The following is a 13,241-nucleotide window of genomic DNA, read 5'->3' as shown; positions in this document are numbered from 1 at the left end:
CCTCACCACTCGATGCCCCGCTGCCCCTTCTGCCCCGCGTCCATGGGGTGCTTGACCTTGGTCATGTCGGTGACCAGGTCGGCGGCCTCGACCAGCCTCGGGTCGGCCCCGCGCCCGGTGACGACGACATGCTGGTGGCCAGGGCGCTCGGCCAGGGTGCGGACGACATCGTCGACGTCGACCCAGCCCCAGGCCATGGGGTAGGTGAACTCGTCGAGCACGAGCAGGTCGTGGGTCCGCGCGGCCAGGCGGCGCTTGATCTCCGCCCATCCCTCGGCCGCGGCGGCGGCGTGGTCGTCGGCGTCGCCCCGCTTCCTGGCCCAGGACCATCCCGACCCCATCCTGTGCCACTCGACGGGGCCGCCCTCGCCGGTCTCGTCGTGCAGTCTGCCGAGGCGTTCGAGGACGTCCTGCTCGCCGACGCGCCACTTCGCGGACTTGACGAACTGGAAGACCCCGATGCGCCAGCCCTGGTTCCAGCCGCGGAGCGCGAGGCCGAAGGCGGCGGTCGACTTGCCCTTGCCGTCGCCGGTGTGGACGGCGAGAAGGGGGCGCTGGCGCCGCTGCCGGGTGGTCAGGCCGTCGTCGGGGACGGCCGTGGGCCGCCCGCGGGGCATCAGGCCGCCCCCCTCAGGCCGCTCGGGCCGCCCGTGCGGTCGCGGACGCTCCCGGCGAGCACGTCGGCGCTGACCTCGGCGACGGGCAGGTGCTCGGCGCCGAGCCGGCGCGCGAGGTCGGCGGCCAGGCCAAGCCGCAGCGGGCCCGTCTCGCCGTCGATGACCACGGAGGTGACGCCGAGCGCGGCGACGTGCTCCGCCGCCAGGCGCGACCGGGCGACCGCGTCGGGGCCGCCCGTGGCCCGGCCGTCGGTGACGACGACCAGCAGGGGGCGAAGGCGCGGGTCGCGGAGCCGTTCGCGGCGCAGGGTCCTCGCGGCCTGAAGAAGGCCCTCGGCCAGCGGGGTCCTGCCGCCGGCCGGCAGCTCGTCGAGGCGGAGGGCGGCGATCTCGACCGAGCGGGTCGGCGGCAGGGCCAGCTCGGCGGTCCGCCCACGGAATGTGACGAGTCCGACCTTGTCCCTGCGCCGGTAGGCGTCGAGCAGGAGCGAGAGGACCGCGGTCTTGACCTGGGTCATGCGTCGGCGCGCGGCCATGGAGCCGGACGCGTCGACGCAGAACATCACGAGGTTGGCCTCGCGGCCCTCGCGGACGGCGTGGCGCAGGTCCTCGGCGCGCAGCGGTACCCGGCCCCCGGCCGGTCCGCGCGCGGGCCGTGCGGCGGCCGCGGCGCGCAGCGTCTCGACGAGGTGGAGGGAGCCCGGCGCCCCGTCGGCGGGGCGTGCGCCGATCCGGGTGCCGACGCCAGCGAGCGCCCGGCTGCGGCGCCCGGCGGCGCCGTCGCCGAGGCCGCGGACGGTCAGCAGCCTGGGCCGGTAGGGCGTCGCGGCGGGCACGGCCCTGGGGTCGACGTCGGCGTCCGCGTCGGCGTCCGCGTCGGTGGGGGCCGCGGGGGCGCGGGGCGCGTCATCGCCGGGGGCGGTGCCGCGCTCCGGCGCGGGCGCTTCGCCGTGCGGCGGTGGCGCCTCCTCGGGCGCGGGCGTCCCAGGGCCTTCGGGGGCGCCCTGGGGCCCGGGGTCGTCGGGGGCTTCAGGGCCTTCGGTCGGTGGCGGGGGCGGCTCGGCATCGCCGAGCAGCCGGTCGAGCAGGTCCTCGTCGAGCCCGGGGGCGTCGAACGGCTTGCGGCGCCTGCGGTGCGGCAGCGTCAGGAGCGCGGCGCGGCGGATGTCCGCGCGGGTCACCGCGTCGCGGCCCTCCCACGCGGCGTGGGCGACGGCGGCGCGGGCGGTGACGATGTCGGCGCGCAGCCCGTCGACCTCGAACGCGGCGCACACCTCGGCGATCTTGAGCAGCGCGGGCTCCCCGAGGCCGACCTCGCCGACCCGTCGGCGCGCCGCCGCGATCCGCTCCGTGAGCGCGGCGTCGGCCGCTCGGTAGCGCTCGGCGAACGCGCCGGGATCGGCGTCGTAGGCGATGCGCCGCCGCACCACCTCGGCGCGCCGCCGCGGATCGCGCGGGGCCGCGATCTCGGCGGTCAGCCCGAACCTGTCGAGCAACTGCGGCCGCAGCTCGCCCTCTTCGGGGTTCATCGTGCCGATGAGCACGAACCGGGCGGCGTACTCGACGGAGACGCCGTCCCGTTCGACGGTGGCGCGGCCCATGGCGGCGGCGTCGAGCAGCAGGTCGACGAGGTGGTCGTGGAGTAGGTTGACCTCGTCGACGTAGAGGACGCCCCGGTGGGCTCGGGCGAGCAGCCCGGGGTCGTACTCGACCTTGCCGTGCGTCAGCGCGCGTTCGAGGTGCAGCGAGCCGAGAACGCGGTCCTCGGTGGCGCCGATGGGCAGCTCGACGAGCCGGACGGGCCGGGTCTCGACGGGGGCGTCCGCGGGGAAGGGGCCGTCGGGTGAGGCGCTTCCCTGGTCGTGCGGGTCGGTGGAGAAGCGGTCTCCGGCCACGACGTCGATGGGCGGCAACACGGCCGCGAGGGCGCGCACCGCGGTCGACTTGGCGGTGCCCTTCTCGCCCCTGACCAGGACGCCGCCTATCTCGGGGGAGACGGTGGTGAGGATGAGCGCGAGGCCCATGTCGCCGAGCCCGTCGGGGTGTTCGGGGTCACAGCCGAGGACCGCGGAAAAGGGGTAGTGCGCTGGCATGTGAGGCTCCCGCTCGCTTCGCCATCGTCAAGTGCGGGGCGCAAGGCCGGTCTTCGGACTTGCCGGGTCCCTGCTCCTTGCGAGCGGGCTCGGTTCACCGCAGCGGGCCTGTGCCGGAGTCTCACCGGCTTCCCAGATTCTCCCCGCCGGCCTTCCCCGCCGTTTCCGATGGCTGGGCCGTTGGGGCACCTTGTGCCTTCGGCGTTCACGATAGCGTCTCGTCCCATGGAGGACGCCAGGGGAGTGCCCGATGGCCCGGGGGGCGGGCCGCGGATCACGGTGATCGGCATCGGCGCGGACGGCTGGGAGGGTTTGCCCGAGCGGCTGCGGTCGTTGGTGCGCGGCGCGGGCGTCCTCCTGGGCGGCGCCAGGCACCTGGGCCTTGTGCCGCCCGTGCCGGGGCAGCGGCGCGAGACGTGGCCATCGCCGCTGCGGGAGGGACTGCCCGCCCTGCTGGGCTCGTCGGGCGGCGCGCCGGTGGCCGCCCTCGCCTCGGGCGACCCGATGCTCTCGGGCATCGGCACGACCCTGGTGGAGGTGCTGGGCGCCGAAGCGGTGCGGATCGAGCCCGCGGTCTCCTCCGTGGCGCTGGCGCGGGCCAGGATGGGCTGGTCGGCCGAGAGCAGCGAGGTCGTCACGCTCGTGGGGCGCGACCCGCACCTGCTGCTGCGCGCGCTCGCCCCTGGCCACCGCGTCCTGGTCCTCTCCCCCGACCGGGCCGCCCCCGGAGTGGTGGCGCGCCTCCTGGCCGACGCCGGGTACGGCGAGAGCGGGATGACGGTGCTCGGCGACCTCGGCGCGGACACGGAGTCACGCGCGGAGACGACGGCCAACGGCTGGCTGCGCGAACGGGCCCCCGGCGTGCCGGCGTTGCACGTGCTCGCGCTCGACCTGCGCGGTCCCGGCGTCAGTTGGGCCCCCGGGCTGCCGGACGAGGCGTACGAGCACGACGGCCAGCTCACCCGGCGCGACCTGCGCGCGGCGGCGCTCGCGCGGCTCGCCCCGGCTCCGGGGGCGCGCCTGTGGGACGTGGGCGCGGGGGCGGGGTCGGTCGGCATCGAATGGCTGCGCACCCACCCCCTGTGCCGGGCCAGCGCGATCGAGAGCCGCCGGGAGCGGGCGGCGCGCATCCGGCGCAACGCGCGGCGCCTCGGCGTTCCCTCGCTCACCGTGGTGGAGGGCACGGCGCCCAAGGCGCTCGCGGGCCTTCCCGCGCCCGACGCGGTCTTCGTGGGCGGCGGGGCGAGCGGGCCTGGGGTCATCGACGCGTGCCTCGGCGCGCTGCGCCCCGGAGGGCGGCTTGTGGTGCACGGGGTGACGCTCGAGACGGAGCGGGTGCTGGCCGACGCCTACCGGCTCCACGGCGGCGAGCTGTCCAGGCTGGCCGTGGAGAGCGCCGCGCCGCTCGGCACGTTCACGGGCTGGACGCCGGCGCGGACCGTCACCCAGTGGTTCTTCACGCGCCGTTCGTGACGTCGTCGGGGCCGCCTGGGCCGTCGGTGCCACCGGTGCGGTCCCTCGCCCGGTCGTAGAGGTGCGACTCACCGCCGCCGTCGGCCAGCGCCCACCCGACGAGGACGACGGCGGCCTGGCGCAGCCCGGCCCGCTCGACGGCGCCCGCGATGGTGGCGACGGTGCCCCACAGCACCAACTCCCCCGGCTGGCTTGCCCGGTGGACCACCACCACGGGGCAGTCGCCGCCGTACTCGGGCTCGATCTCGTCCATCAGCGCGCGGACGCGGCGGATCGCCAGGTGCAGCACGAGGGACGCCCTGGTCGCGGCGAACCGGCCAAGCGCCTCGCTCCGGGGCATCGGCGTCGAACGCGCCCGCGTGCGGGTGAGGACCACCGACTGGGCGACGAGCGGAACGGTCAGCTCCCTGCCGACGCGCGCCGCCGCGGCGGCGTACGCCGGGACGCCGGGCGTCACGTCCCAGGCCACCCCCGCGAGGGAGAGCCTGCGGGTCTGCTCGGCGAGGGCGGAGTAGAGGGAGGGGTCGCCCGACACCAGGCGGACGACCCGCCTGCCCGCGGCGGCCCCGCGGACCAGGAGGTCCACGATCCGGTCGAGGTCGAGGCCCTGGGTGTCGACCAGCTCGGCCCCCTCGGCGCAGGGGGCGAGCGCCTCGGGGTCCAGGTAGGTGCCCGGGTAGAGGACCAGGTCGGCCTCGGCGATGAGGCGGGCGGCGCGGACCGTGAGCAGATCGGCCGCGCCCGGCCCCGCGCCGACGAAGTGGACGGTCACGACGCGACCCACCTCGGCGTCAGGACCCGCCCTGAGGCGGTGACGCGGGTGGTGGAGGCGCCGACGATGACCAGGCACCTCATGTCGATGGCGGCGGGGTCGAGCGCGCCCAGCGTCGTGACGGTGACGGCCTCGTCGGCCCGGCCGATGTCACGGCCGACGACGACCACCGTCTCGGGCTTGCGGTGTTCGAGCAGAACGCGCCGCGCCACGGCGATCTGGGTGGCGCGCGAGCGGGACGCGGGGTTGTAGACGGCGAGGACCAGGTCGGCCTCGGCGACGGCGCGCAGGCGCCGTTCGACGACCTCCCATGGCTTGAGCCGGTCGGACAGGGAGATGACGGCGAAGTCGGCGCCGATCGGCGCCCCGGCCCGCGCCGCGACCGCCTGCACGGCGCTGACGCCGGGCAGGACGCGGATGGGCACGTCGGCGTAGGCGGGGTCTTCGGCCACCTCGAAGACGGCCGCGGCCATCCCGAAGACCCCGGCGTCGCCGCCGGAGACGACGGCGACGCGCTCCCCGCTCCGCGCCAGGTCGAGGGCGAGCCTGGCGCGGTCGGCCTCGACGGTGTTCCCCGAGGCGTGCCGCGCGAGTCCCGCGCGCCGCGGCACGCGGTCGACATAGGCGCGGTAGCCGACCACGTGGCCGACCGTGGCGAGCGCCGCGGCCGCCTCGGGGGTGAGCCAGTCGTCGGGGCCCGGGCCGAGGCCGACCACGAGCAGTTCGGCGGGCGCGGACGGCTCGGCGTCGGCCCGCGCGGGCGGCTCGGCGGCCCTGGTGCGGGAGCGGGGGCCGTTGCGGCTGTCGCCCGTGACGACGATGAGGGAGAAGTAGGGAACGGTCTCCGGGTCGACCTCGCTGACCGGCAGCAGGCGTTCGCCCGGCATCGAGGCCCGTTCGACGTAGAGCGCGTGGTCGAGCCGCCCCGCGGTGGCCAGGGCGCGGCGAACGGCGGGGAAGGTGCGGCCCAGCTTCATGATGACGGCGCCGTCGGTGTCCGCGAGGCGGCGGGCGAGCTCCGCCTCGGGCAGCGTACCCGGCAGCACGGTGAGCACGTCCGTCTGCCGCACCAGGGGGGATCCCGCGGTCACGCTCGCCGCCGCGAAGGCCGGGACGCCCGGCACGATCTCGGCGGCGTAGCGCTCGGCGAGCCGGTCGTGCATGTACATGTAGGAGCCGTAGAACAGCGGGTCGCCCTCCGCCAGCAGAACAACGTTCCTGCCCGCGTCGAGGTGCGCCGCGAGCCGCGCGGCGGAGTCCTCGTAGAAGTCGGCCAGGGCCCCTTCGTAGCCGAGCGGGTGGTCGGTGGTGCCGACGGTCACGGGGTAGACCAGCTCCTCCTCGACGGCCGTCGCGGGGATCAGGTCGCCGGCGATGCGGCGGGCGTTGGACCGCTTGCCTGTGCCGGAGTGGTAGGCGACGACATCGGCCGCGGCGATGAGGCGCGCGGCCTTGAGCGTGATCAGCCCGGGGTCGCCGGGGCCGACGCCGACGCCGTAGAAGCGGCCCGTTCTCGCGTCGTTCACTCCGCCTCCCGGGCCAGGGCGTTGAGGGCTGAAGAGGTCATGGCCGAGCCGCCCCTGCGGCCGCGCACGGTCACATGGGGGATGTCGATGCCGTGGTCGGCGGCGAGGGCCGCCAGGGCCTCCTTGGACTCGGCCGCGCCGACGAAGCCGACGGGGCAGCCGATGATCGCCGCCGGTCTCGGCGCGCCGTCGATCAGCATCTCCAGCAGGTGGAAGAGCGCGGTGGGGGCGTTGCCTATCGCCACGACGGCGCCCTGGAGCCGGGGCTCCCACAGCGACACCGCCGCCGCGCTCCGCGTGGTCGACCAGGCGCGGGCGAGCGTGCGGGCCCGCGGGTCGTTCAGCGCGCAGACCACGTCGTTGCGGGCGGGCAGCCGGTCGGCGGTGACGCCCGCGGCGACCATCGTGGCGTCGCACAGGATCGGCGCCCCCGCTTCGAGCGCCGTGCGCGCGGCCGCGACGAGCCGGGGGTGGACGACGAGGTCGTCCACTAGGTCGACCTGGCCGCTGCCGTGGATCATGCGGACGGCGAGCCTCTCGGCGTCGGCGGGAATCCCGTCGAACGTGGCCTCGCGCCGGATGGTCGCGAAGGAGTCGGCGTAGATCTCCCGGCCGTTGTCGACGTAGTCGTAGCGGCGCCGCGGGCGGCCGAGCACGCTCATCGCGGGACCTCGGCGGCGGGTATCAGGACGCCGTGCCAGGGCGTGACGACGAGGTCGAGGCCGGTGGCGAGCAGTTCGTCGGCCAGGGCGCGGGTCAGCGTGCCGCCGGGGATCTCGACGTGCCGCCCTGCGGGGACGTCGCCGTAGGGCAGGGGCGCGGTCGCGGGCGGCAGCCCCGGGTCCGGCGGCACCGGCGCGGCCAGGGGAACGGCCAGCTCGCGCACGTGCCACGGCGCGGCCGGTCCCTCGCCCCTGGCGCGCAGGAAGGCGAGGGCGAGGCCGGTGAGCGCGCCCACGGCGTCGCCCAGGGGCGTCACGGGGCCGAGCCCTTCGCCGATCCTCAGCTGCGCCGTCGTGCCGTTCAACGCCACGAGCCCCAGGTCGCAGGGCCTGTCGACGAGATCGCCGCGGCCGTCGTCGAGCGCGAAGAGGAAGCGGCCAGGCAGCTGGGCGGTCCTGGCGCGGGCGAGCAGCGCGGCGTCGAGCGCGGCCGCCACGCCGCGCAGGTCCGCCCGCCCACCGGCGATTCCGGTCCCCGGCGAGACCATGATGTTGCGCACCAGCTCGTGCGACCGCGACGGCAGCAGCCCGGTCGCCTCGAACGCCGCAAGCACCTCGGGGGCGAGCCCGCCGCCGCCCGGGCCGCCCGAGCCGTGCGAAGGCAGCCCGCGCACCTGGACGTTGGCGCGCGAGGTGAGGTGGATCCGCCCGTCGCCCCAGCGTTCGCAGAGCGCCAGCAGCGCCCGCAGGCCGCGGGCGGGAAGCCTGCCGCCGACCAGCCGCAGGCGGACGAGCAGCCCGTCGTCGGCGGGCCAGGGACGCAGCGCGCCGGGGCACCGGTCACGGCGGTCGCGCACGGCGTGAGAGGTCGGCACTGACACGGTCCTTCGAGGTCAGGGGCACATACGCGGGGCCCGCGGTTGACCTGGCGGCGGTCGCCGCTAGGGCCAGCAGGTCTTCGGACTCGGGATCATCCGGTGCGCGGCGCCTTCCCGGAACGGCTCGCTCCAGTGGCATGTCGCCGCGCCCGTCCCCCTCACCGCTGCGCGTCAGTCCCGGACTCTCACCGGGTTCCCTGACTCCACGGGGGAGCTCGACTGGCCGGACCAGCCTACGACGCGACCACGCGCGCGCGGCAAGGGGGCCTTCCCACCCATGGCACGCCGCGACGGCGTTCGCCGACCGGCACCGGGCCTCAGGGGGTCACGGCGACGGCGCGTCCGTCGATCTGGCCGTCGCGGAGCTTGCCGAGGTATTCGGGGATCTACTCGAAGGCGATCGGCGTGATCGTGGAGCGGATCTTGCCCTGGGCGATGAGGTCGAGCACGGCCTCGCACTCGGCCTTCTCCCCGTTGGAGGCCCCGACCAGGGTGATCTCCTTGAGGATGATCTTCTGCATCGACAGGGTCGCGGACTCGCGGGCCATGCCGATCTGCACGACCCGGCCGCCGTGGCGGACGGCGTCGATGGCGGAGGCCGTGGTGGTGCCGAATCCGGCGAAGTCGATGATCACGTCGAGCTTGGCGTCCTCGAAGTCACGGATGTCGGCGGACATGCCCGCCGGTCCGAAGTCCTGGATGTTCGGCCGGACGGCTTCGTTGATCTCGGCCACGTACACCTGCGCGCCGAAGGCCCGAGCGATCTGCGCGCCGAGTGAGCCCAGCCCGCCGAAGCCGATGACGCCGACCTTCATCCCCTCATCGACGCGGCCGAAGGTCCGCACGGCCCGGTAGGCGGTGCGCGCCGCGTCGGTGGCCGGTGCGGCCTGCTCGAAGCTGACCGCGTCGGGGATGCGGACGACAAGCCGTTCTTCGACGCGCACCTTCTCGGCGAATCCGCCGTCGACGGCGGTGCCGGGGCCCTCCGTCGTGGCGGGGATGCCGACGCGGTCACCGATGGCGAAGGAGTCCACGTCGCTGCCGATCGCGGAGACGATGCCCGCGGTCTCATGGCCGAGGACGATGGGGACGGATCCGAGGAGCGCGGTGATGGTGCCGTCCACGAAGCTGACGTCACTGTGGCACAGACCCGCCGCCTTCACGTCCACCACGATCTCGTCGGGGCCGGGCCGGGGATCCGCCAGGTCGACCAGACGCAGCGGCTCGTCGACGCCGGTGAACTGCCATGCCTTCATGGGGTGGTGCCTTTCGTCCTTGTCTGGTGGTGCCGGTGTCGCGGGTGTCCGCGAGAGGGCGTCGAACGAGCGGACCCGCGGCCCCCCGATGCCCTCCTCCGCGCGTGCCGGTGCCTCACCTGCGCCCAGAGATTTATGGTACTCCGTCCTACAAATATGTCCGGCACACATGTCCGGCGCGAGGCACCACACAGGGCGAGGTGGGAGGCAGGCCGAAGCCCCCCGGTCACGGGGGCGGGCAGGACATGCGCGCCGGGTCGGGAGCTCAGTCAGGATCCGCGGAGGGCAGCGGACGGAGCAGGGCGGCAACGCGCCCCATGTCCCGGTCGAGGTGAGCGATGAAGGCGTCACGGTCCCGATCGCCGCGCCAGGCGCGAAGCTGGGCGACGAAGCCGCTGTGGAACGCGCCCGCGACCGCCAGCGGGATCACCGCGTCCGGCGCGCCGCCCAGGTGCCCCGCGATGTGCTCGGCGATGACGCGCTTCCACCGCTCCCAGTGCCGGTGGGACTCCGCCTGCAACTCGGGGACTGTATCCAGGAGTTGGAACCGCTCCAGCCAGACCGGGCTGTCCCTGACCGCCGCCCGGGTGGATTCCACGACGGCCGCCCGCACCGTGTCGAGCGCGTCGGCGTCAGCGCCCGCCGCGGCGATCGCCGCGGCCAGACGTTCGATCGTGGTGTCGAACGCGTACCAGATGACCCCGGGCTTCGAGCCGAAGTAGCGGAAGAAGGTGGTCCTGCTGATGCCCGCGGCGGAGACGATCGAGGCGACGGTGACGTTCTCGTAGCCGTCGCGCCGCATCAGCGCGAGGGCCGCCGACTCCACGTCCTCGCGCGTACTGGCGCGAGGACGCCCCCTCCCCCGCCGCCCCGGCTCCTGCGACACGTGGAGGAGTCTAACGTCGCGCGTTCGCGGAGTACGGGGCCCAGCAGGTGATCGGGTCAGTGAAGGGCCCCGCTGACCGGCAGGGGGTTCACCGCAGTGCCGACCGGTCGGTGGGGGCGAGCCGCAGCCGTTGCGGGGGCCTGGCCCACCGTTCCGAAAGGGCCGGAAGCGCCTCGTCGCGCCAGCGTTCCGCGCGCCGCAGGCGATCCAGGTGGTCGTCGATGTGCCCTTCGTCGGTGAACCGCGCGAACCACACGAACACCTCCTCGTCCTCCCGCACCGGGAGCGCGGGGAAGGTGTTCGGGGCGTGCTCCGACCGCAGGTACGCCAGTGGCTCGCCGCCGGTCTCGGCCAGCACGGGCCGCACCCGCTCCTCGAAGCACGCGACGAACGGCGCGTCGAACGGGCCGTGCCCGTACCGGATCTTGACCTCGCCTCCCGGTGCTGAAGCACGGAGATTCTCCGTCCGTCCTCGGCGCGTGTGGTGAGCCGAGGACCACGGTGTTTCCTGGTTCCTCCCGACGGGTGCCGGGGTTGTGCGCGCTGCCTGGCTTCTGCCGGGTCTTACGTGTGCTCCGCAGGCGTTTACCGCCGCCGTTACCGGCGTCGGGCCCCTGGTCCGGGGGTGGGTGGTGCTGTCGTTGAGGCCGCGAGGATGCGGCGGCCTTCATAGCCGACGTTGCGTCCGGCGTTCCAGTCCAGGTCGTGGACGGTGCCGCAGGTTGGCTCGCTGCATGCCCAGGTGCGGACGTGCAGGGGCTTGGGTCCGTCGCGGTGCCCGCAGGCGGAAGAGATCGTCGACGACACGCTTACGGCCCCCGCCCGGACGGCGCGCGCGTCCCAACGGCGCCTTTCCGGCATCGAGTTCCCGCGCTCCCAACGACACGGTTGCCTCGCGGACACCGGCAGCCCGGGCGACTAGCCTGACCCCGCCATGACCGATCGACCGGGCCTCCGCTCCTATCAGCAGACGCCGCTGCCGTTCGTCCAGATGCGGAAAGATCGCCCCGAACTTGGCTGCCAGCGAAGCCCGCTGCCCCTCCAACGCACTCACACCGCACCAACGAGCCACAGCACGGGAAGCTACGGGTTAATGATCGGCAGGCCCTAACTGAACGGCGTTGCTACTAGTTCTCCGGCGTGGTCGTGGTCGGATGGACGGTGCCGACCGGGGTCGAGGGCAGCGGGGCACGTTCGCTCCCCGTTCCGGACAGACCTACGAGGGCTTGCCCTTCGGCCGCCCGCACCTCAACCGTCGAAGCGGTTCTCATCGGTCGCGTCGTCCAGGTCCCACGGCCCGTCGTGGCCGTGGGTGGCGAGGAGCCCTGGTCCCGCGTCCGGTAGCCGGGGTTCAGACAGTCGGCGACGTTGCGGCCCAGCCGGTCCACGGCCGCCGCGACCAGGCCGCCCCACGGGCAGCGCTCGTCCCGCGGCCGTCGTTGGGACGCTCCCCCATCTCCAGGCCCGTGTCGAACGCCGCCCTCTGCCTTTCGGCGCGAAGCCCAGGGGGAATCGGCGGCCACGCCCCGGAGGGCGGGACTCAGCCCAGAAAGCTCAGCCTGACCTGGCGGTCGACGTTGTCGACATTCGTGTCGACAAGGCACACCGACTGCCATGTGCCCAGCTGGAGGCGGCCCGCGACCACCGGGATCGTCGCGTGTGGGGGGATCAGGGCCGGGAGGACGTGGTCGCGGCCATGGCCGGGGGCGCCGTGGCGGTGGCGCCAGCGGGCGTCGGGGGGAAGCAGCTCGCGCAGCACCGCGAGCAGGTCGTCGTCGCTGCCCGAGCCCGTCTCCAGGATGGCGATGCCCGCGGTGGCGTGCGGGACGAAGACGTTGAACAGGCCGTCCGCGCCGCCCGCCGCCTCCCCGGCGAACTCCTCGCACGCGCGGGTCAGGTCGGTGACGGACTCGGACGAGCCGGTCGACACGTGCAGCACTCGGCTGCGCAGGGGGTCGCTCATGCCTCCCACGCTACGCGGGCGTGGCCAGGCTGGACTGGCGGACGATCAGCTCGGGGTCCAAAACGATCCGCTGGTGGGTGTGCAGGCCCGCCCCCTCGCCCGTCTCCTCAAGCAGCAGCTCGGCCGCCTGCCGCCCCATCCGCACCGCGGGCTGGCGCACCGAGGTCAGCGGAACGGCCGCGGCGGCGGCGAACTCGATGTCGTCGTACCCGACGAGCGCGACCTCGTCGGGCACGCGGACGCCCGCCGCGAAGAGGGCCTGAAGCACGCCGAGGGCCAGCAGGTCGTTGGCGCAGAACACCGCGGAGGGGCGCGGGGAGAGGCCGAGCAGCCTGGCGCCCGCGTCGCGGCCGCACGCGACGTCGAGGCGTTCGGCCTCCACATGGACGAGGGAGTCCTCGTCGAGCCCGGACTCGGCGAGCGCGGCGACCGCGCCCTGCTTGCGGTCCTGGCACTGCGGCAGCGACATCGGGCCGCTCACATAGGCGACGCTCCTGTGCCCCTGTTCGAGCAGGTGCCGCACGGCGAGCGAGCCGCCGAGCACGTCGTCCACGGACACCGAGCAGCCCTCGGCGCTCGGCAGGACGCGGTCGACGAAGACGAACGGGATGTCGTGGCGGCGGAAGTCGGCGAGGTTGCGGCCCGACATGTCGGCGGGGGTCACCAGGACGCCGCGCACGCGCTGCTCGGCGAAGAGCGAGAGATAGTCGGCCTCCTCGGACGCGCTCTGCGCGCTGTTGCACAGCATCACGCCCAACTCCGAGGCGCGCGCGACCCGTTCGGCGCCGGAGGCCACGTCGACGAAGAACGGGTTCCCCATGTCGAGCACCAGCAGCGCGATGATGCGGGACTGCCCGGCCCGCAGCTGCCGCGCGGACTCGCTGCGGACATAGCCCAGCTCGGCGATGGCCGCCCGCACCCGCTGCCTGGTCTCATCGGCGACCATGTGGGGGCGGTTGATGACATTGGACACGGTGCCCACCGACACGCCCGCCCGCCGTGCCACCTCTTTGATCCCCACCGTGTGCGCCATCCTCGTGTCCCGCTCCCTCATCCGCGCGCCCTGTTCGCCGCCGAGCCATGGTATGCACCACCGGCACCTACGGCGTTCCCGA

Annotated in this window: 13 protein-coding genes, 1 pseudogene and 2 riboswitches; of the genes and pseudogenes, 1 reads left to right on the top strand and 13 read right to left on the bottom strand. The window is 74.7% G+C overall.

From position 1 onward, the window contains the following. Positions 1–2: 2 nt before the first annotated feature. Both cobO and DEH69_RS15015 read right to left on the bottom strand, forming a co-directional pair. Positions 3–617, bottom strand: coding sequence for a cob(I)yrinic acid a,c-diamide adenosyltransferase (cobO, locus tag DEH69_RS15020; protein ID WP_113687473.1), 615 nt, complete (start codon positions 615–617; stop codon positions 3–5). Next, positions 617–2,710, bottom strand: a complete 2,094-nt coding sequence (locus DEH69_RS15015) for a VWA domain-containing protein (protein ID WP_113687472.1) — start codon at positions 2,708–2,710, stop codon at positions 617–619. The genes cobO and DEH69_RS15015 overlap by 1 nt, the downstream gene beginning before the upstream one ends. A gap of 26 nt (positions 2,711–2,736) precedes the next feature. Further along, positions 2,737–2,918, bottom strand: a riboswitch (cobalamin riboswitch). Positions 2,919–2,935: 17 nt separating this feature from the next. Between DEH69_RS15015 and cbiE the strand changes: the two genes are divergently transcribed. Next, the gene (cbiE, locus tag DEH69_RS15010; protein ID WP_113687471.1) at positions 2,936–4,183 is read left to right on the top strand and encodes a precorrin-6y C5,15-methyltransferase (decarboxylating) subunit CbiE; all 1,248 of its coding nucleotides are present in this window, start codon (positions 2,936–2,938) and stop codon (positions 4,181–4,183) included. Here the strand turns inward: cbiE and DEH69_RS15005 are convergent. From DEH69_RS15005 to DEH69_RS14950, 11 genes and pseudogenes are all read right to left on the bottom strand, one after another. Beyond that, on the bottom strand, positions 4,167–4,955 hold the full coding sequence (locus tag DEH69_RS15005; protein ID WP_220131267.1) for a cobalt-precorrin-4/precorrin-4 C(11)-methyltransferase: 789 nt from the start codon (positions 4,953–4,955) through the stop codon (positions 4,167–4,169). The genes cbiE and DEH69_RS15005 overlap by 17 nt on opposite strands. Beyond that, entirely contained in the window at positions 4,952–6,481 is a 1,530-nt protein-coding gene (locus tag DEH69_RS15000; protein WP_113687469.1) for a precorrin-2 C(20)-methyltransferase, read from the bottom strand. Before DEH69_RS15000 ends, DEH69_RS15005 begins: the two co-directional genes overlap by 4 nt. After that, positions 6,478–7,143, bottom strand: a complete 666-nt coding sequence (locus tag DEH69_RS14995; protein ID WP_113687468.1) for a precorrin-8X methylmutase — start codon at positions 7,141–7,143, stop codon at positions 6,478–6,480. The genes DEH69_RS15000 and DEH69_RS14995 overlap by 4 nt, the downstream gene beginning before the upstream one ends. Further along, the gene (locus DEH69_RS14990) at positions 7,140–8,018 is read right to left on the bottom strand and encodes a hypothetical protein (RefSeq protein ID WP_220131266.1); all 879 of its coding nucleotides are present in this window, start codon (positions 8,016–8,018) and stop codon (positions 7,140–7,142) included. Before DEH69_RS14990 ends, DEH69_RS14995 begins: the two co-directional genes overlap by 4 nt. 56 nt (positions 8,019–8,074) lie before the next feature. Continuing rightward, positions 8,075–8,260: riboswitch (cobalamin riboswitch) on the bottom strand. 147 nt (positions 8,261–8,407) lie between these two features. Then, a complete protein-coding gene (locus tag DEH69_RS14985) occupies positions 8,408–9,277 on the bottom strand; it encodes an alcohol dehydrogenase catalytic domain-containing protein (protein WP_113687466.1) in 870 nt (289 codons plus the stop codon). Between the two features lie 265 nt (positions 9,278–9,542). After that, complete coding sequence (locus DEH69_RS14980; protein ID WP_113687465.1) at positions 9,543–10,103, bottom strand: TetR family transcriptional regulator; 561 nt, start codon at positions 10,101–10,103, stop codon at positions 9,543–9,545. A 148-nt stretch (positions 10,104–10,251) separates the two neighbouring features. Continuing rightward, positions 10,252–10,521 (bottom strand): hypothetical protein, encoded by a 270-nt coding sequence (locus DEH69_RS14975; RefSeq protein WP_147255591.1) that lies wholly within the window; start codon positions 10,519–10,521, stop codon positions 10,252–10,254. 239 nt (positions 10,522–10,760) lie between these two features. Then, positions 10,761–11,024: a zinc ribbon domain-containing protein gene (locus DEH69_RS33460; protein WP_309302798.1), complete on the bottom strand. Its 264-nt coding sequence runs from the start codon at positions 11,022–11,024 to the stop codon at positions 10,761–10,763. Continuing rightward, positions 10,969–11,217, bottom strand: a pseudogene (locus DEH69_RS14965) (ISAzo13 family transposase); the annotation flags it as partial. The pseudogene DEH69_RS14965 and the gene DEH69_RS33460, both read right to left, overlap by 56 nt. A gap of 486 nt (positions 11,218–11,703) precedes the next feature. Beyond that, complete coding sequence (locus DEH69_RS14955; RefSeq protein WP_113687463.1) at positions 11,704–12,126, bottom strand: YjbQ family protein; 423 nt, start codon at positions 12,124–12,126, stop codon at positions 11,704–11,706. Between the two features lie 10 nt (positions 12,127–12,136). Next, on the bottom strand, positions 12,137–13,159 hold the full coding sequence (locus DEH69_RS14950; protein ID WP_113687462.1) for a LacI family DNA-binding transcriptional regulator: 1,023 nt from the start codon (positions 13,157–13,159) through the stop codon (positions 12,137–12,139). Between the last annotated feature and the right edge of the window lie 82 nt (positions 13,160–13,241).

The sequence above is a fragment of the Streptomyces sp. PT12 genome, from assembly GCF_003311645.1.
In the GTDB taxonomy this organism is placed as follows: domain Bacteria; phylum Actinomycetota; class Actinomycetes; order Streptomycetales; family Streptomycetaceae; genus Streptomyces.
The sequence above is the reverse complement of the archived record's forward strand: the minus strand, read 5'-3'. Positions and strand labels throughout refer to the sequence as shown.